This is a genomic window from Amycolatopsis sp. NPDC102389, assembly GCF_044765885.1.
Classification (GTDB): Bacteria; Actinomycetota; Actinomycetes; order Mycobacteriales; family Pseudonocardiaceae; genus Amycolatopsis.
Genome location: NZ_JBIWKX010000001.1, coordinates 213,645 through 231,562 on the forward strand (window position 1 = coordinate 213,645; position 17,918 = coordinate 231,562).

The following is a 17,918-nucleotide window of genomic DNA, read 5'->3' on the forward strand; positions in this document are numbered from 1 at the left end:
CGGAGCAGAGGAGAACGGTTATGAGCCGTGGCTATGCGGCAGTGGACGGCGAGCTGGAAGACGAGCTGAGCCGTGAACTCGAGGCCGAGTTCGAAAACGAACTCGAGGACGAACTGGAAGGCGAATTCGAGGACGAGGACGAGTTCGAAGACGAGCTCGGCGGCCTGGCCAGGGAGCTCGAAGACGAGCTGGAGGACGAGGTCTACGGCGAGTACGAGGACGAAGACGAATTCGAGTCCGAGTTCGAGGCCGTCGTCCGCGAGCTCGAGGACGAGTTCGAACTGGAGTCCGAGGACGAAGACTTCACGCATCCGGGGCGGCGGGTCTATCCCGACGCCGAGATGATGGCGCAGCTGGCCTTCCAGGCCGAGAACGCCGAGACCGAGGACGAGGCGGAGGCCTTCCTCGGCGCGCTCGCGCCGCTGGCGTTCCAGGCGGCGAAATGGGCGGTGCCGAAGATCATCAAACACGGTCCGCAGCTGATCCGCGGCGCGGTCAACCTCGGGCGCAAGCTCTGGCGGAACCCGGCGACCCGGCGCGCCGTCCGGCATATCCCGAAGATCATCGGACGCACCGCGCGCGACGTCGGCCGCCGGTACGCCGACGGCCGCCCGATCAACGCCCGGTACATCACGCGCAGGCTGGTCGGCCACACCGTGAACAGCGCGCAGAACGCGCCCGCGAACCGGCGGAACCAGCAGCGCCGTCGCGGCCGCCCCCAGCAGCGCCGCCGTCGTCCCGCCGCCCGCGGCGGACGTCGGACGCAGTCCCGGGCCCGGGCGGGTGCCGCCCGTCGTGGCAAGGCGCGCGGCCGTGCGCGCCGCCGTTGAGGCGCTGCCCGCGGCATCCGGTGAATCGGCCTCGTCCACCGGGTACCGGCGGGCGAGGCCATCCGGGGACGGCGAGCTGACGGCTTGGGTCCTGTCCCAGGCCACCAACGTCGAACGGCATCTGGAGGCGCTGCGGCCGTTCCGCTGGTCGGAGTTCGGCGACCCGGCGACCGGGCCGAGCCGGGCGCACCTCGCGGCGGTCAACCGGACGATGGAGACCTTGCGGAAGCCGTTGTACTCCGCGACCCGTTCGGTGCGCCGTACCGCGGACGAGGCGGTGGCCCGGCCAGGACGGGCCGAGCTCGCGCGGCTGCTGCGGGCGAAGTCCCGGGCACAGCGCTGGGTCAAGACCACCGAAGGGGTCTGGGATTTCTACCTCGATCTGTTCAACCAGCGGCAAGGCGCGTTCGCCCCGTGGCTGGTGGCGTGCGACCGGGTGGCGCTCGACTGCTATCAGTACGCCTACCTCGGGATCGGGCGCTGGCGGTCGATCCCGACCCCGCCACCGTTCTGCTACCTGCGCACCGGCTCCGGCCCGGCCACCTCGCGCCGCGGGATCCCCTTGCGGCGGCTGGGGAACCGGCTCAATCCCTTTCCGCTGATCCAGCTTCCCTACCACCGGCTGGTGAACCCGTGGACGCTCGGCGCGGTGCTGCACGAGGTGAGCCACAACCTGCAGAACGACCTCGGCATCGCCAGGGCGGTCCCGCTGCAGGTGGCGGCGAGGCTCGTCGAGGCGGGGGTGCCGCGGGAGGTGACCGCCGTCTGGGTCAGGTGGAACCGGGAGACGTTCGCCGACCTGTCCGCGTTGTTGCTGGGCGGCCCGGCGGTGGTCGGTTCGCTGTTCGACGTCATCGGGCGCACCGAGCTCGAAACGACGGGTTTCACGCCGCGCGCGGTACACCCCGTGCCGTACCTCCGCGCGAAGATCTCGGTGGAACTGTTGCGCCGCATGGGTTTCACCCGGCACGCCAAGTCGTACTCGGCGATGTGGCACAAGCTGTACCCGAGAGCGAAGCTGGTGAACGCGCCGCCGGAGCTGCTGAGGACGGCGGACAAGGCGATTCCGGTGGTGGTGGACGCGATGTGCTTCACCTCGTTCCCCTCGCTGGGGCACCGGCCCCTGGCGAAGGTGCTGCGGTTCGAAGCCAAGGAACAGGCGATGATCGAAGAAGCCGCGGGAAGACTGGCCGATGGGGTGTCCCCGGGCGTGGTGCCGGAGCGGTTCCTGATCGGCGCGGTGCGGTTCGCCCTCGACGAACGGATGGCTCCACCGAAACGGCTTTTCGGCTTCTTCATGGAAGAGCTCGGCAGGAGGGCGAGATGACGCTCGACACCGAATTCTCCCGGCTGGGCAAGGAAGTGAACCAGGTGGCCGCGTGCTGGCGGGCCTTGGAGATCAGCGTCGCCGAAGACCGGCCCGCCGGTGTCGGGCTGGCCGCGGCGGACCATCTCGCCGAGGTCGTCTTGGACGGCACCGGAGAGGTCGAGGCGGCCACCCGCGCGACACAGCGCCCGGTGAGCGCGGAGTCGTTGCACACCACGGCGTCGTCGCTGCTGAAGCTGCGGCGACGGGTGGACGGGCACTGCCGTTCGCACCACGCGGTCTCCGGGCTGCTGCGCGCGGTGCACGGACGGGAACAGGAATGGCGGGGCTGGGCGAAGAGCTTCCACGCCGGGGTGGACCAATGCGCCGCGGCCTTGTCTTCGGCGGAGGACGTGATGGTGCGGTGCTGGCGTGAAGCAGTGGAACTGGCCGAATTCAAGGGATGTGGGGCGACCCGATGACGATCAACGACGACCGCGGCGCGACGTTGCCGCGCGCACAGGACATCGACAGCGCGTATCCGCTGTCGACCGGGCAGTACCCACCACCGGCGGCGCCACCCGGAGTGCTCGCCGAACAGACGATCAGCGACACGCTCGGCTGGAAGTGGCGCGAAGGCGACACGAAGGGTTTCGTGGCCGCGCTGACCGGCAGTTTCGAGTTGAAAGAGGTCCAGGGGCGCACCGAGGCGAAATGGACTCCGCGCGGATATGCCATCCAGGCCGACCTCGGCGCCGTCACCGGCGGCCAGGCCTCGCTCGCGGCCAGGGCCAGGAGCGCGGTCAAGGACTCGCTCGCCCTGCTCGACTCGCTCCGTCCACTGAGGACGGACGCGGATCCCGAGAACGCGGAGGGTTTCCGTTCGCTCGTCCGGCACGATCTCGAACAGATCCGGCAGGAGCTGGAGAGCCCGCTGCTCCGCGTGGCCCGGGTCGATCAGCTCTTCCTGCTGCTGCTCGGGAACGGCGGCCTCGCGGTCGGCGCCGGGGACCGGACGCAAGGGCACCTCGGCCAGCTGCGGGACGAGTTCGGCCTGGTCTCGGGCAAGGTCAACACGATCGAAGAGGAACGCATCCAGACCTCCTTTATCACGCTGACGGATTGGGTGGTCTCGTTGTTCAGGGGCTGGCAGGACGCACGCGACAAGATCGACCCGTTCTCGCAGCCGGCCGGCGGTCAGCCGTTCTTCGGTCCGGCCGTGGTCGCGCTCTCCCGGCTGCTGTCCGCGACGGCGTCTCAGGTCGACGAGGTCGTCGCGATGCTGCGGTCGGTGTTCGTCCAGCAGGAGGACCTCGAAGTGCTCCGCGTCCCCGATCCGCAGGGCGGGACCATGTCGCTCGGCGGGCTGCTGCGCTGGATACGCGAGTTCGCCACCTTCGAGGGCGGCAAACTGATCGAGTCCGCGGGGAAGGAAGGCGTCGGGACGTCGTTCCTGCAGATCGCGAGGCGGCTGCAGAAGATCGTGGCGAACCTCCCCCGGCAGAGCACCGGCGGCCCCAACGGCGACGTGCCGGGCAACTTCCGCGCGTCACTCCCTCCGGGGTTCTTCAGCTCCCGCGTGCAGCGGGCCATCGACGAACTCGACGACCACCTCCAGGAGGTCGTCCGGATCGCCGAGCCGATCGGGCGGGACGGTTCGCCGTCGTCGTCCGATCCGAACCCGCCCGCGCCGCCCACCCCGCAGCTCTCGCCACCGCCCGGCCGGACGCCGGCGGTGCCTTCGGTCGCCGAGCTCCGTGAGGGGCACGGCGCCGGAGAGGGGCAGACACCACCCGAGGCGGAGGAACCGCCGAAACCCCGGACCACGCGCAAGCGGCCCGGGCAGTAGCCGGACCCGTACGGGAGGAAGACGATGGGCACGGAAAAGGAATACCGGGAACTCTTCGACCGGGTCGCGGCCTTGCGCGGCCAGGTCGCCGGGAAGCTCGCGAACGAACTGGGCAGCGATCCGAAACTCGGCGACGCGGTCCTCAAACAGCTGGACGACATGCTCACCGCGGTCGAGGCCGAGCAGCGGGGCAAACCGGGGCCCGCGGACGGCGGGATCGCGCAGCTCGTCGGTCTCGGCGACGGTTCGGCCGCGGATCTCGGCGCGACGGCGATGCCGCCGGGGGTCGACGCCTACGACGAGACCGTCGCCTCGGAACGGGTCATCGCGGTCGGCGATCTGTACTACCTGTACCAGCACGAACGGATCGGCGTGTTCCGTGTGGTGCAGAAGCTGCAGGAGCTGTTCCAGGGCGGCGCCATCCGGCTTTCGGACGGCCCCGGCGCGTTCGGGCTGTACCGGTTCGACCGGCGGGACGTCCTGCGCTACACCCGGCGGGACCGCGTCAGCGCGTACCGGCGTGTGCTCGGCTACGGCAAGGGGCTCGGCTCGGCGAACTCGCGGCCGAACACCGATTTCCACCAGCTGTTCACCCAGTTCAGCAACCAGGTCGCGTTGTTCTGGCGGGACAAGCGGATCTCCGACGTCGTCCGCGAACGCGCGTACGACCCGAGTTTCGGCAGTGTGGCGGTCGTCCGGCGCAGCGGTCTCGACCTGCGGAACAACCTGAAGTTCACCTCGTACGGTCACCTGAACGTCCTGCGGGTCGAGGTCATGCAACTGCTGACCGAGGCGTTCAAGATCCTCGGTTCGGAGGACGTGCTGGATCTGTTCGGCGCGGCCAACGCGTGGGACACCGTGGACGAGGTGCTGATCCGCTACTTCGATCAGCGACTGGTGTCCTCGCCGCGTCAGCGGATGGCGGTCACCGGACGTCAGGTGCTGCGCTGGCTCGCGGCGCCGCACATCCTCGAGACCACTCGGTCCGAGTTCGAGGCACTGCTGCTGGAGATCGCGGAGCCCGCCGAAGAGTGGCTGACCTCGGCCCAGTCCCTGCGGCTGGCCGACCGGACGAACTCGCGGGAGGTACTGCCGGTCGATCGGCAGCGGCCTGCCGGGGTCGCGGTGTCCCGTGAACCGCGTCCGGTCACCCCCCGCCGGAACGGTCACCGGCCCGGCACCGTGATCACCCTGGACCGCGGGTAGCCAAGGGCTGGGAACGATGGCCACGGAGTGGGACGCGAGGTAGCGTCGGGCGCGATGAGTGAACGCACCTGGGGCTTCCGCACCCGCGCGCTGCACGCGGGCGGGACGCCCGATCCGGCGACCGGCGCCCGCGCCGTGCCCATCTACCAGACCACGAGCTTCGTCTTCGAGGACGCGGCGGACGCGGCGAACCTGTTCGCGCTGCAGAAGTACGGCAACGTCTACAGCCGCATCGGCAATCCGACGGTCGCGGCCTTCGAGGAGCGGTTGGCCAGCCTCGAAGGCGCGATCGGCGGGGTCGCCACCAGTAGTGGTCAGGCAGCGGAGTTCCTGACGTTCTCCGCCCTCGCCGAGGCGGGCGACCACATCGTCTCGGCCGGCGGGCTCTACGGCGGAACGGTCACACAGCTCACCGGGACGCTGCGCCGCTTCGGGATCGAGACCACCTTCGTCAGCGGAGACCGCATCGAGGACTACGCGGCAGCCATCACCGACCGGACGAAGCTGATCTTCACCGAGGTCATCGGCAATCCCGGCGGCGGGATCGCCGATATCGCCGGGCTGGCCGAGCTCGCGCACGCGCACGACATCCCGCTGGTCGTCGACGCCACCCTCGCGACGCCGTACCTGTGCCGCCCGATCGAACACGGCGCGGACATCGTGCTGCATTCGGCCACGAAGTTCCTCGGCGGGCACGGCACCACGCTGGGCGGCGTGGTCGTCGAATCCGGGAAGTTCGATTGGGGCAACGGGAAGTTCCCGAGGATGACCGAGGTCGTCGAGAGCTACGGCGGCCTGAAGTACTGGGAGAACTTCGGCGAGTACGCCTTCTGCACCCGGCTCCGCGCCGAGCAGTTGCGCGATATCGGCGCCGTCCTCTCCCCGCACTCGGCCTTCCTCCTCCTGCAAGGGGTCGAGACGCTGCCACAGCGGATGGACGCCCACGTCGCCAACGCGCGAGCCGTCGCGGAGTACCTCGCGAACGACGGCCGGGTGGCCTGGGTGAACTACGCGGGTCTGCCGGATCATCCGCACCACGACCGCGCGAAGAAGTACCTGCCCGCCGGGCCGGGCGCCGTGTTCTCCTTCGGTGTCGACGGCGGCCGCGCGGCCGGGGAGACGTTCGTGAACTCCGTCGAGCTGCTGTCGCATCTGGCGAACGTCGGGGACGCGCGGACGCTGGTCATCCATCCGGCGTCCACCACCCACCAGCAGCTTTCCGAAGACCAGCTGCGCGCGGCGGGGGTCGGGGCGGATCTGATCCGCCTGTCGGTCGGCCTGGAGGACGTCGACGACATCCTGTGGGATCTCGATCAGGCACTCGGCAAGGCGGTGGCGGGATGACCTACGACGTCGGCGCGGTCGAACGCCGCCGCATCCTTTCGCGGACGAGGTCGGTGACCATCGTCGGCGCCTCGAACAATCCCGCGCGGCCGAGCTACTTCGTCGCGACGTACCTGCTCTCCTCCAGCAAGTACGAGGTCAACTTCGTGAACCCGCGGCTGGACGAGCTCCTCGGCCGCCCGGTGTACCCGTCACTGGCCGACGTGCCCGGCGAGGTCGACCTGGTCAGCGTGTTCCGCAAGCACGACGACCTCCCCGGCGTCGCCGAGGAGGTCGTCAAGGCCGGAGCACGCACGCTCTGGCTTCAGCTGGGCCTGTGGCACGAGCCCGTCGCCGACCGCGCCAAGGAGGCCGGGCTGGACGTGGTGATGAACCGCTGCGTCAAGATCGAGCACGCCCGGTTCGCCGGCGGGCTCCACCTCGCCGGGTTCAACACCGGCGTGATCAGCTCCCGCCGCCAGTCCGCCCCCTGACCAGGGCCCGCCGGGGCCCGTGAGAGGGTGGCGGCATGGCCAAACCGACGCCGCTGCAGCTCAGGAACATCGTCATGGCACTGCTCATGGCGGGTGCCCTGGTGTGGAACCTGTCCATCGGCGGCGCCGTGTGGCTCACCGCGATCTTCTCGGTCGGTATCGTCCTTTCGCTGTTCTCCGCGTACCTGAACCGGCCTGGCGCTCAGCCCTGAGCGGCCTCGAAACGCGAAGCGACGTCGGCGCGGCCACGCTCCGAAAGCGCTCCGAAGAGCCGTAGGCGCGCCATCCCGCCGTCGGGATAGATGTCGAGACGGACTTCGGTCACCTCGGGTCCCGAAGCGAGCGCGAACCGGTGCCGCGTGTCGGGCTGGAGCCGCGTCTTCGGCAACAGCTCGACCCACTCGCCGTCGCCGTTCCGGCCGCTCAGCGCCGCCCAACCCGGCGCGTTGCCCTTCAGGTTGCTGTTGTCGAACTCGGCGAACCGGACGACGCCCGCGCCCGCGAGCCGCACCGTGACCCAGTCGTTCCCGTCGTCCCGGCGCCGGGCGGTCTCCCAGCCCTCGGCCTGATGCGCGGCGAGCCCCGGCGAGAAGAGGTTGTTGGGCGAGGAATAGAACATGTTGCTGCACCCGGTGACCACCGCGCCGTTCTCCAGCGCGGCGAGGTCGAGCGCGCCGAGGTCGAGCAGGCGCGGGTCCGGGATCGGGGTGCCGTGCACCCGCAGCCGGGCCACGCCGCCGTCCGGGTGCATGGTCAGCCGGACGTGCGTGTAGCGCTTGCTCCCGCCGATCTCGAAGAAGTTCTCCGTGTGCCCCGCCGCCGCGCCGCGTTTCACCAGCACGTCCCAGTCCGCCTCGGCCAGCTCGGCGGCGTTGGGATAGCCGTCGACGGCGCACGCCTCGACCGAGACGAAGGGCGGGTAGTTCCCCTTGAAGAACGCCGTGTCCACGATGACACCGGTGATCGCCCCCGCCAGGCCGAGCCGGACGACGGCCTGGTCGTCGCCGGGTTCGCGGTGCCGCCGGGTCTCCCAACCGTCGTAGACCTGGCCCTTGGGGCCGAAGGTCTCCGTCTGATGCGCGGGCACCCAGGGATTGACCAGGTTCTCCTTCTCGGCGAACAACTCGTCCGTCGCCCACATCACGGTCCCGCCGAATTTGCGCGAGGCCAGATCGGGCAGGGCTGTCCACTCAGGACGGTCGTTCACGGCATCCTCCATCTCAGCAGTCACCCCGGGTCAGCAGAACGCCTGCCGGGTCTTCACCGGTGATCTCCTCGCCTCGCAACCACGTGCTCCGGACGACACCGGCGAGCGGCCGTCCGTGGTAGGCGCTGACCGGGTTGCGGTGCTTCAACTTCGCGACGTCGACGACGAAAGCCTCGTCGGGCGCGAACACGCTGAAGTCGGCGTCGTAACCCGGCGCGAGATGTCCCTTGCGCCGCATCCCCGCCTGCGCGGCCGGATGTTCGGCCATCCAGCGGACGACGTCGGTGAGCGCGAACCCGCGCTGCCGCGCCTGCGTCCAGACGGCGGACAGGCCGAGTTGCAGACCGGCGATCCCGCCCCAGGCCAGCCCGAAATCGCCGCTGTCGAAGCGTTTCAGCTCGGGGGTGCACGGCGAATGGTCGGTCACCACGCAGTCGATGACACCGTCCGCGAGGCCCTTCCACAGCAGTTCACGGTTCCCGGCCTCGCGGATCGGCGGGCAGCACTTGAACTGTGTGGCGCCGTCGCCGATCTCCTCCGCGGTGAAGCTCAGGTAGTGCGGGCAGGTCTCGGCGGTCAGCCGGACGCCGTCGCGCCTGGCGCTCTCGACCATCGGCAGCGCGTCCGAAGAGGACAGATGCAGGATGTGCGCGCGCACGCCGGTCTTCCTGGCCAGCTCGATGACCTGCGCGATCGCCACGTTCTCCGCGCCTCGCGGACGCGAGTGCAGGAAGTCCTCGTACTTCTCGCCGTGCGGATCGGGCGCGTGATCGATCGCGTCGGAGTCCTCCGCGTGCACGATGATCATGCCGTCGAAGGTCCGTAGTTCGGTCATCGCCTCTTCGAGCCCGCGCGCGTCCAGCGGCGGGAACTCGTCGACGCCGGAATGCAGCAGGAACGACTTGAAACCGAAGACCCCGGCCTCGTGCAGACCGCGCAGCTCCGCGAGATTGCCGGGAATCGCGCCGCCCCAGAACCCGACGTCGACGTGCACCCGCCCCTCGGCGGTCTTGCGCTTCACCTCCAGCGACGCGACGTCGACCGTCGGCGGCAGGCTGTTCAGCGGCATGTCCACGATCGTGGTGACCCCGCCCGCCGCGGCCGCGCGGGTCGCCGAGGCGAAACCCTCCCATTCGGTGCGGCCGGGGTCGTTGACGTGCACGTGGGTGTCCACGAGACCAGGCAGCAGGACGACGTCCTCGCCGAGTTCGAGTACCCGATCGCCGTCCAGATCGGCTCCGGCGGGTTCCACCGCGACGATGCGGCCACCGTCGACGCCGATGGTCGCGGGTACTTCCCCGGCGGCCGTCACGGCCCGCGCGGCCTTGATCACCAAGTCCATCTAAAGCCTCCAATTTCCACTCAGTGGAATCGAGGTTTCGCACTCCGACATTAACTCCGGCCACCCTGCTCGTCAACGAGCCCAGGCGGCGCTACCTTCGCTTCGTGCAGTTAGAAGCCGAGTTCACCAGCGAACCGTTCCACGGCGAGGGTCCGCCACCCGAACACGCCGTCAAAGCCCGCGACACTGCGGAAGACGCGGGCCTGACCGCCGACTTCGGCCCGCTCGGCACCCTCGTCCGCGGCGACGCCGACGCCCTCCTCGACGCGATTCCCGCCATCGCCAGGGCGGCGCTGGACGGCGGCGCCACGCGCGTGACCCTCCAGCTCCGGCAGGTCGGCGACGAAACGAGCGAGCCCGCCGTCGAACTGCACAGCGCCCTCGCCCGGCTCATCGGCGACGTCGAACGCGAGCTCGGCGGCAAACTCGACACCCTCGACCGCGCCGCCAAGCAGCGCGCGGTACGGCTGCTCAAGGAACGCGGCGCGTTCGGCCTCCGCAAGTCGGTGTCGACCGTCGCCGAGGCACTGGGGGTCACGAGGTTCACGGTCTACAACTACCTCAACCGGGACCAAGACTGAAGAGTGATTTCAACAAAATGTTGACGGCAGTGGAAGCGTCGCCGTACCGTCGGTTCCCGTGCCGCTCACCATTCGAGAGTTCAACGAGGCTCCCGCACAGGACATCCGGCCGGCGCTGACCGCCTGCCTCGACGTCCCACGCTGGGTGGAATCCCTGCTGGCCAGGCGCCCCTACGCCGATCTCGCCGCGCTGCTCGCAGCGTCCGAGGCACTCACCCCGTTGCGCCCCGAAGAGGTCCGTCGTGCCATGGCCGCCCATCCCCGGATCGGGGAGAAAGCGGGCGGGAAAAGCACCGAGGCGGGCTGGTCGCGCTCCGAACAGTCCGGTGTGGACGGTGACGCGGCGCGTGAGTTCGCCGCGGCCAACGCCGAATACGAAGCGACGTTCGGGCATGTCTTCCTGGTCTGCGCGAGCGGCCGGAGCGGCGCCGAACTGCTGGAAAACCTGCGTTCGAGGCTTTCGAACGATCCCGAGAAGGAACTCGAAGTGGCCGGCCAAGAGCTGGCCAAGATCGCCGCGCTGCGGCTGGAGAAGGCGGTGGCGGCATGAGCCTCGTGACCACGCACATCCTCGACACCGCCGCGGGACGGCCCGCCGCGGGCGTCCGAGTCCGGCTCGAAACCGGCGCGGGTGATCCCGTCGCCGAAGGCCGGACCGACGCCGACGGCCGGATCCGCGACCTCGGCCCGGACACCCTGGACCCCGGGGTGTACCGCCTGATCTTCGACACCGGCGCCCACCTCGGCCCGGACTCCTTCTTCCCCGAAGTCACCTTGACCTTCCGCATCGCCGACGGGACCGAGCACCACCACGTGCCGTTGCTGCTGAGCCCGTTCGCCTATTCCACCTATCGAGGGAGCTGATCGCCCGTGGCCATCACCCTGGGCCCCAACCAGTACGGCAAGGCCGAAGTCCGGCTCGTCACCGTTCAGCGCGAAGGCACCGTCCACCACCTCAAGGACCTCACCGTTTCGACGTCGCTGCGCGGCGATCTCGCGGCGACGCACCTCACCGGCGACAACGCCGACGTCGTAGCGACCGACACCCAGAAGAACACCGTCTACGCCTTCGCCAAGGAGGCCCCGGTCGGCGAGATCGAGGATTTCGCGCTGCGGCTCGGACGTCATTTCGTCGGCTCGTTCGAACACATCACCGGCGCCCGGATCCTGATCGACGAACACGGCTGGAACCGCATCTCCGGCCACGACCACGCGTTCTCCCAGGCGGGCAGCGAAAAGCGGACGACGGCCGTGACCATCCAGGGTGACCAGGCCTGGGTCGTGTCCGGTTTGGACGATCTCGTCGTGCTCAAGTCGACCGGTTCGGAATTCCACGGCTTCCCGCGCGACGAGTACACGACGCTGGCCGAGACGAACGACCGGATCCTCGCGACCGCCGTGACCGCGCGCTGGCGCTACCAGGGCGACGGGATCGACTGGGCCACGAGCCACGCGGAAGTCCGGCGGATCCTGCTGGAGACCTTCGCGGACAAGCACAGCCTCTCCCTGCAGCAGACGCTGTACGCGATGGGAGAGGCTGTGCTCAAGGAACGCGAAGAGGTCGCCGAAGTCCGGCTCTCGCTGCCGAACAAGCACCACTTCCTGGTGGATCTGTCACCGTTCGGGCTGAAGAACGACAACGAGGTCTTCTACGCCGCCGATCGCCCGTACGGCCTGATCGAGGGTGTGGTCCTCCGCGATGACGCCGAGGACGCCGGTCTGGCCTGGCACACCCTGGCCGCCTTCTAGGGCACGGGCAGCGGCATGCCGGGGACGCTCTGGTCGGCGGGGACGACCCCGTCGACCAGGTAGGCGTTCACGATTTCGTCCACCCTGGGATTCCCGTCCGCGTAAAGCCCGTGGTCACCCTCACCGGTCACGGTCAGCATGCGCGAGTTCGCGAACCCCGCGTGCGCCTTCCGGGCGCCTTCGATCGCCGTCGCCGGGTCGTGCTCGGAGTGGACGATCAGCACCGGCGGCACTCCTTTGCCGTCCAGTTTCGGCAGCGGACGCGGTTCCTTGTCCCAGAACAGGCAAACCGAGGCGTTCAGCGTGCCGCCACCCGCCAGGAGCAGGCCACGGTCCAGGTTCCGCTGGGAAGCGCGGATCAGCGACTCCCGGGTGCCGGTGAAACGCCCTTCACCGCACACGGTGTTCCAGAAGGTGGCGTCCTGCGCATCGGCGAAGTCACCTGCGGCCTCGACGGCGGCCTTGGCCTCGGCCTTCGCCTTCGGGTTCTCCATCGCGTCCCGGATCTTGACCAGCAGATCGGCCAGTGCCGGGAAAGTCGCCTTCTTGTAGAGCATGTAGATGATGGCGGTGTCGAGCTCCATCGGCCCGCTCCCGTCCAACGGGTTGCGGGACAAGGCATAGCGGGCCCGCTCGTAGGTCTGCCGGACCTCTTCGCCGTTGGTGCCGAAGTGGTACTTGGCGTCGTACCGCGCCATCCACGGCAGGAAGTCCTGCCGCCAGCGCCGTTCGAAACCGACCGGCTGCCGGTCGAACGTCTTCTGCCAGTCGGTGGTGAACTCCGTCGAGGAGTCCAGCACGAATCGTCCCGTCCGCTGCGGGAACTGCTGGGCGTAATGCGCCCCCAGCCAGGTGCCGCCCGAGTACCCGACCCAGTTGATCTTCTCCCGGCCGAGCAGCGCCCGGAGCAGGTCGAAGTCCCTGATCGTCTGGTAGGTGGTGATCAGCGGCCCGAGTTCGCCGCCGGCGCTCTGGCAGGATTTGGCCGCGTACTCGGCGTTCGCCAGGATCTGGTCCAGATTGCGCGGATCCCGGTCGCGCGGATCCAGCTTCCGGATGCCGTCGACGGCTCCCCGGCAGGTGACGTTGGTGCTCTTGCCGGTCCCGCGCACGTCGATGCCGATGATGTCCTGGTGCTCGCGCAGTTTCTCCTGCCCGCGGAACATCGTCGGCTGCCAGCGGCCGGGGCCGCCCGGCCCACCCGGGTTGGTGAGCAGCGAGGCCGTCGAAGTCCCGGTGGACTTCAGCCTGCTGATCGCGATGGTCAGGTCCTGCCGCTCGCCCGCGCGGTCCCAGTCCCGGGGAGTACGGAACGTCGAGCATTCGAGCCCGCTGATATCGGTGCCCGGCGGCAACGAGATCAGGTCCTCCGCCGCGCAAGGACGCCAATCCAGCTTCTGGCCGGTGTAGTGAGCCGGGACGCCCGCCGAGGCCGGTGTGGCTCCGGCGAGCAACCCGCCCACGATCACCGGGAGCATCCCGACGGCCAATAGCCGCTTCATCTTCGTCCCCTTCTTCCTTGGATTCCCCACGGCTCCCGACGCTAGGGCCGGGCGCACCACCCGAACATCGACCGCAGGTAGCGCCGGAAGGTGGACCAAGGTCGAAGGAGCGGCTAGGACCGAGGCACAAGTCCCGCCACGGCGGCCTTGCGCTGGACCTCGGCCGCGGTGGTCGCGTTCCGCGCGTCCGGCGCGCCGGTGGACGCCGCGGTGGTCCCGCCGAGCGCCTTGAAGATCAGGTCGGCTTCGGCCTTCATTCCCGCCGCGTACGGGTGATAGGCGACCGCACGGAACAGGTTGGTGTCCTTGCCGCTCACCCACGCCGCGTCACCCGAGCAGGCGTCGTGGCCGCGGCTGGGCCCATAGGTGTCGATGTAGCGGGCGCCCTGTTTCCGGGCGGCGGTGGACACGGCCTTGTTGAGCGCGCGCTCGACCTCGTCGGCCCAGGCGTAGTCGCCGTCGGCGAACGGGACCACGCTGGGGCAATAGCCCTTCGGCGGCACGATCCGCGGGTAGCCGACCAGCACGATCGTGGCGGCGGGCGAACGCTCCCGGACGCCCTTGACCACCCGTTCGAGGTTCCGCTCGGTGTTCCGGAGTGCGGCGAGCAAGGTGTCGGTGCCGTTGATGGTGAAGTGGTCCTTGCACGGCGAGCCGGTCGGGTCGCTGTCGCGCAGCCCGGGGCAGGTGCCGATCAGGCTGCCGAAGACGCCGTAGTCGTTGCCGCCGATGCCGATCGTCACCAGGTCGGTGTCCAGCGTCAGCGCGTCGAACTGCGGCGGGACGCTGCCCAGCGCGAGGCTCGGCGAGGGCACCGTCTGAGGTTTCGTCATGTTCGTGGTGTCCGCCGACGAGCAGCTGACGTCGGTGAAGGCGCCCGACTTGTAGTAGAGCCCGAGCTTGGTGGCGAGCCAGGCCGGGTAGTTGTTGTTCGACCGGAAGCACCAGCTCGCCTGCTGCCACGGGATCAGCGGACCGGCGGTGTAGGAGTCGCCGAGGGCGACGTACTTGCGGAAGGACGGGGTTTCCGCGGCGTTCGCCGGTGTCCCCAAACTCGCCAGTGAGAGGACAGCCACCAGCGTGGCGAGGACAATTCGGGCGGTACGGCGCATGGCGACCTCGTGATCCGTCGTTGGACTACCGGCCGATCCTGACAAGTCCCCACCTCTGTCCACAATAGAAGTGAGCATCTTTCACGTTTCAGGCGGTTTTGATAGAACGCTCTATCATGGAGCCGTGACTGGAACACGGGAACGCATCGTGAACGCCGGCGCCGAGCTGCTCCGGCGCAACGGGTACACCGGCACCGGGGTGAAGCAGATCGTCGAGGCGGCGAACGCGCCGTTCGGCTCGCTGTACCACTTCTTCCCCGGCGGCAAGGAACAGCTCGGCGAGGAGGTCATCCGCACGTCGGGGATGATGTATCTCGCGCTGTTCGAGATCTTCTTCGCCGACGAGCCGGACCTGATCCACGGTATCGAGGCGTGCTTCGCCGGCGCCGCCGAGACGCTGAAAGAGACCGACTACGCCGACGCGTGCCCCATCGCGACGGTCGCGCTCGAGGTCGCCAGCACCAACGAGAAGCTCCGGATCGCCACCGCCGACGTGTTCACGGCGTGGATCGAGACCGGAGCCGAGAAGCTGGGCAAGTACGGCCTCGAACCCGAGTCCGCGCGGCGGCTCACGATCGCGTTGGTGAACAGCCTCGAAGGAGCGTTCGTGCTGAGCCGGTCACTGCGTAACACCGAAGCGCTCGAGGTCGCGGGGGCGTCGTCCGTCGCCTTCGCGCGCACGTTGCTCCCCGAAGCGTGAAGCACCGACGGCCGACTGCTGAACACCGGGATTTCCCCGCAACGCACAACCGCTTCCGGCCGACCTAGCGGTCGCCAACACCGGAATCCGCTTGGGGAGACCATGATCATCAAGAAGCTCGTGATCGGCGCCATCGCCGCGGCCGCGCTGCTCACCGCGGGCGCGGTGCCCGCGAACGCCACCGAAGTCCAGCCGTCCACCCTCACCACGACCACCGGCAGTACCCGGATCGACGCCGGGCAGACCGTCACGATCTCCGGGAAGCTCACCAAGGCCGACACCACGCCGATCGCAGGGGCCGAGGTCGGCATCTCGTTCTGCTTCAACGGTTTCTGCGGTGAGGCGCAGGCCAAGCCGGTCACCGACGCCACCGGTGCCTACAGCGCGACGCTGACCCCGATCCGCACCGGCAACTACCACGCCGACTTCTTCTCCACCGATCCGTCGATCGCGAACTCGCACGCCGACACCCCGAAGATCATCGTGCTCCACCCTGCGGTGATCACGTCGTTCGCGGCGGGCCGCGGCGCGGACAAGGCCGTGACCGCGTCCGGCACGATCGAGTTCCCCGGCCGGTACACCGCGAACCCGATCCCGGTCGAACTCCAGTACTTCTCGCTCAGCACCTACCGCTGGACGAGGGCGGCGACGGTCGACGCCGCCTGGAACGGCACCACCTGGGCCTTCGCGGCTTCGGCCGAGCACCGCAAACCCGGCGTCTGGCGGGCCTTCTACGCGGGCTCGCCCGAGATGTTCCACGCGGCGGCGAGCGACCTCGTCTTCGTGCTCTGACGTTCCCCCGAACTCGCGTGATCAGAGGCGTAACTCACGTGTTCGCCGTTCAATCACGCGAGTTACGCCTCCAATCACGCGTGTGTCGCTAGCGGGACGCGAGATACGCCCGCCAATCGCCGACAGAGGAGATGTCCGTCAACTCCGGCGAGTCCACAAAGGACGAGCGCAGGACGGTGGCGAGGCAGGCCGCGCCGTCCTCCAGTTCGATGACGCCCAGCTCCAGTTCCGGCGGTTCCGCGGGAACGAGATGATCCCGAAGCACCGTGAGCGGCAGGTCGTAGACCTCGCCCACGACGGACGCGGAGCCGCCTTCGTGCATCGCCGGGAACCGGTCGCCCACGGAGTAGTAGTGGTACTTGGGCGCGGATCGGGCCACGCAGCACAAGGGCGCGCCCTGCAACTGTTCGTGCAGCGGTCCGCCACGCATCCCGCCGCCGTTGAGGAACATCAGAACCACGACATGATCCCTTCGATCCCGAAGTACACCCCGAACACCGCGGCCAGGATCCCGAGGATCCAGCCGATCTCGCGGATCTTGCCCTTGCAGATCTTGATCAGCACGTAGGCGACCAGCCCGGCCCCGATCCCGTTGGTGATCGAGTAGGTGAACGGGATCAGCGCGATGGTCAGGAACACCGGGATCGCGAAATCCAGGTCCTGCCAAGGGATCCGGCGGCACTGCGCCATCATCATCCCGCCGATGACCACCAGCGCGGGCGCGGCGGCCTGTGCCGGGACGACCGCCGCGAGCGGCGTCAGGAACAACGTCGCGGTGAACAACCCGCCGGTGACGATGCTCGCCAGCCCGGTCCGCGCGCCTTCACCCACACCGGCCGCCGATTCGAGGAACACGGTGTTCGGAGCCGATCCGGTGACGCCGCCCGCCAGCGCGCCCGCGCCGTCGACCAGCAGGATCCGGCCCATCCCCTCGACCTTGCCGTTCTTGACCAGCCCGGCCTCCTCAGAGACGGAGGTGATCGTGCCCATCGCGTCGAAGAACCCGGAAAGCACCAGCGTGAACAGGAACACCGCCGCCGTCACCGCGCCCGCCGAGCCGAACCCGCCGAAGAGATCGATGTCCCCCAGCAGGCTGAAATCGGGATGCGCCACGACCTGGTCGGGCACCTTGGGCTCGACCAGGCCCCAGCCTTGGACGTGGAACACGCTGTTGACCAGCACCGCGAGCCCGGTCGCGACCGCGATGCTGATCAGTACCGCGCCCGGCACCCCGCGGCTCACGAGCACGATCATCAGCAGCAGCCCGAGGCAGAAGATCGCGATCGGCCAGCCTTCGAGATGGCCGGCGATCCCCATCCGCACCGGCACCGTCGACTGCGCGGAGTCCGGTGTCCTGGTCACGAAGCCGGCGCTCACGAGCCCGACCAGCGCGATGTAGAGCCCGATGCCGACGGTGATCGCGACCTTGAGCGCCATCGGGATCGCGTTGATGATCCGTTCCCGGATACCGGAAACGGCCATGAACACGATGCAGACGCCTTCGAGGACGACGAGCCCGAAGGCCTGCGCCCACGTCATGGCCGGAGCCATCTGGAAGGCGACGACACCGTTGACGCCGAGGCCAGCCGCGAGAGCCAGCGGCGCGTTGCCGACCAGTCCCATCAGGATCGTGGTGACCCCCGCCGCCAGCGCGGTCGCGGTGGTGATCGCCTCGGTGCTCAGCCGGGCGCCGGTGATGTCGGCCGACGCGCCGAGGATGAGCGGGTTGAGCAACACGATGTAGCACATCGCGACGAACGTGGTGATCCCGCCGCGCACCTCGCGGCCGATCGTGCTGCCGCGGTGGGAGATCTTGAACCAGCGGTCGAGCCCGGACAGCCGCCCCGGCTCGGGCGAGGGCAGGTGGGGACGCTCTGTACCTAATTGGGTCATGCCTACTCCACAACGTTGTGGGGCGGGAAGAG

General features: G+C 69.0%; 20 protein-coding genes. 14 read left to right on the plus strand and 6 right to left on the minus strand.

Annotated features, from left to right (window positions below; all coding sequences use genetic code 11):
- Positions 1 to 20: 20 nt before the first annotated feature.
- The 8 genes from ACIRGA_RS00985 to ACIRGA_RS01020 are packed head-to-tail and all read left to right on the plus strand — an operon-like array spanning position 21 to position 7,220.
- On the plus strand, positions 21 to 830 hold the full coding sequence (locus ACIRGA_RS00985; RefSeq protein ID WP_400935349.1) for a hypothetical protein: 810 nt from the start codon (positions 21 to 23) through the stop codon (positions 828 to 830).
- Entirely contained in the window at positions 814 to 2,157 is a 1,344-nt protein-coding gene (locus ACIRGA_RS00990; RefSeq protein ID WP_400935351.1) for a hypothetical protein, read from the plus strand. The genes ACIRGA_RS00985 and ACIRGA_RS00990 overlap by 17 nt, the downstream gene beginning before the upstream one ends.
- The gene (locus ACIRGA_RS00995) at positions 2,154 to 2,618 is read left to right on the plus strand and encodes a hypothetical protein (RefSeq protein ID WP_400935353.1); all 465 of its coding nucleotides are present in this window, start codon (positions 2,154 to 2,156) and stop codon (positions 2,616 to 2,618) included. Before ACIRGA_RS00990 ends, ACIRGA_RS00995 begins: the two co-directional genes overlap by 4 nt.
- Positions 2,615 to 3,985, plus strand: a complete 1,371-nt coding sequence (locus tag ACIRGA_RS01000; RefSeq protein ID WP_400935355.1) for a hypothetical protein — start codon at positions 2,615 to 2,617, stop codon at positions 3,983 to 3,985. The genes ACIRGA_RS00995 and ACIRGA_RS01000 overlap by 4 nt, the downstream gene beginning before the upstream one ends.
- Positions 3,986 to 4,009: 24 nt before the next feature.
- Positions 4,010 to 5,191, plus strand: a complete 1,182-nt coding sequence (locus ACIRGA_RS01005) for a hypothetical protein (protein WP_400935357.1) — start codon at positions 4,010 to 4,012, stop codon at positions 5,189 to 5,191.
- 54 nt (positions 5,192 to 5,245) lie between these two features.
- Complete coding sequence (locus ACIRGA_RS01010; RefSeq protein WP_400935359.1) at positions 5,246 to 6,535, plus strand: O-acetylhomoserine aminocarboxypropyltransferase/cysteine synthase family protein; 1,290 nt, start codon at positions 5,246 to 5,248, stop codon at positions 6,533 to 6,535.
- Complete coding sequence (locus ACIRGA_RS01015) at positions 6,532 to 7,008, plus strand: CoA-binding protein (RefSeq protein ID WP_400935361.1); 477 nt, start codon at positions 6,532 to 6,534, stop codon at positions 7,006 to 7,008. The genes ACIRGA_RS01010 and ACIRGA_RS01015 overlap by 4 nt, the downstream gene beginning before the upstream one ends.
- A gap of 35 nt (positions 7,009 to 7,043) precedes the next feature.
- Entirely contained in the window at positions 7,044 to 7,220 is a 177-nt protein-coding gene (locus tag ACIRGA_RS01020) for a hypothetical protein (protein WP_400935363.1), read from the plus strand.
- Here the strand turns inward: ACIRGA_RS01020 and alc are convergent.
- Both alc and allB read right to left on the minus strand, forming a co-directional pair.
- Positions 7,211 to 8,227, minus strand: a complete 1,017-nt coding sequence (gene alc, locus ACIRGA_RS01025) for an allantoicase (protein ID WP_400935365.1) — start codon at positions 8,225 to 8,227, stop codon at positions 7,211 to 7,213. The genes ACIRGA_RS01020 and alc overlap by 10 nt on opposite strands.
- A gap of 1 nt (position 8,228) precedes the next feature.
- Entirely contained in the window at positions 8,229 to 9,557 is a 1,329-nt protein-coding gene (gene allB / locus ACIRGA_RS01030) for an allantoinase AllB (RefSeq protein WP_400935367.1), read from the minus strand.
- Positions 9,558 to 9,661: 104 nt separating this feature from the next.
- Between allB and ACIRGA_RS01035 the strand changes: the two genes are divergently transcribed.
- Genes ACIRGA_RS01035 through pucL form a run of 4 tightly spaced genes read left to right on the plus strand, consistent with a single transcriptional unit; the run spans position 9,662 to position 11,887 of the window.
- Entirely contained in the window at positions 9,662 to 10,138 is a 477-nt protein-coding gene (locus ACIRGA_RS01035; protein WP_400935369.1) for a helix-turn-helix domain-containing protein, read from the plus strand.
- A 58-nt stretch (positions 10,139 to 10,196) separates the two neighbouring features.
- Positions 10,197 to 10,688, plus strand: a complete 492-nt coding sequence (gene uraD / locus ACIRGA_RS01040) for a 2-oxo-4-hydroxy-4-carboxy-5-ureidoimidazoline decarboxylase (RefSeq protein ID WP_400935371.1) — start codon at positions 10,197 to 10,199, stop codon at positions 10,686 to 10,688.
- Complete coding sequence (gene uraH / locus ACIRGA_RS01045; protein WP_400935373.1) at positions 10,685 to 11,002, plus strand: hydroxyisourate hydrolase; 318 nt, start codon at positions 10,685 to 10,687, stop codon at positions 11,000 to 11,002. Before uraD ends, uraH begins: the two co-directional genes overlap by 4 nt.
- Positions 11,003 to 11,008: 6 nt before the next feature.
- The gene (gene pucL / locus ACIRGA_RS01050; protein ID WP_400935375.1) at positions 11,009 to 11,887 is read left to right on the plus strand and encodes a factor-independent urate hydroxylase; all 879 of its coding nucleotides are present in this window, start codon (positions 11,009 to 11,011) and stop codon (positions 11,885 to 11,887) included.
- On the opposite strand, the gene ACIRGA_RS01055 is transcribed toward pucL, so the two are convergent.
- Together ACIRGA_RS01055 and ACIRGA_RS01060 are read right to left on the minus strand one after the other, a co-directional pair.
- Positions 11,884 to 13,389: an alpha/beta hydrolase gene (locus ACIRGA_RS01055; protein WP_400935377.1), complete on the minus strand. Its 1,506-nt coding sequence runs from the start codon at positions 13,387 to 13,389 to the stop codon at positions 11,884 to 11,886. The genes pucL and ACIRGA_RS01055 overlap by 4 nt on opposite strands.
- 113 nt (positions 13,390 to 13,502) lie before the next feature.
- Complete coding sequence (locus ACIRGA_RS01060; protein WP_400935379.1) at positions 13,503 to 14,501, minus strand: SGNH/GDSL hydrolase family protein; 999 nt, start codon at positions 14,499 to 14,501, stop codon at positions 13,503 to 13,505.
- Positions 14,502 to 14,649: 148 nt separating this feature from the next.
- On the opposite strand from ACIRGA_RS01060, the gene ACIRGA_RS01065 reads away from it, so the two are divergent.
- Together ACIRGA_RS01065 and ACIRGA_RS01070 are read left to right on the plus strand one after the other, a co-directional pair.
- On the plus strand, positions 14,650 to 15,201 hold the full coding sequence (locus tag ACIRGA_RS01065) for a TetR/AcrR family transcriptional regulator (RefSeq protein WP_400935673.1): 552 nt from the start codon (positions 14,650 to 14,652) through the stop codon (positions 15,199 to 15,201).
- A 102-nt stretch (positions 15,202 to 15,303) separates the two neighbouring features.
- Positions 15,304 to 15,993, plus strand: coding sequence for a hypothetical protein (locus ACIRGA_RS01070; protein ID WP_400935381.1), 690 nt, complete (start codon positions 15,304 to 15,306; stop codon positions 15,991 to 15,993).
- A gap of 88 nt (positions 15,994 to 16,081) precedes the next feature.
- On the opposite strand, the gene ACIRGA_RS01075 is transcribed toward ACIRGA_RS01070, so the two are convergent.
- Both ACIRGA_RS01075 and ACIRGA_RS01080 read right to left on the minus strand, forming a co-directional pair.
- Positions 16,082 to 16,453, minus strand: coding sequence for a gamma-glutamylcyclotransferase (locus ACIRGA_RS01075; protein ID WP_400935383.1), 372 nt, complete (start codon positions 16,451 to 16,453; stop codon positions 16,082 to 16,084).
- Complete coding sequence (locus tag ACIRGA_RS01080; RefSeq protein WP_400935385.1) at positions 16,444 to 17,886, minus strand: NCS2 family permease; 1,443 nt, start codon at positions 17,884 to 17,886, stop codon at positions 16,444 to 16,446. Before ACIRGA_RS01080 ends, ACIRGA_RS01075 begins: the two co-directional genes overlap by 10 nt.
- Between the last annotated feature and the right edge of the window lie 32 nt (positions 17,887 to 17,918).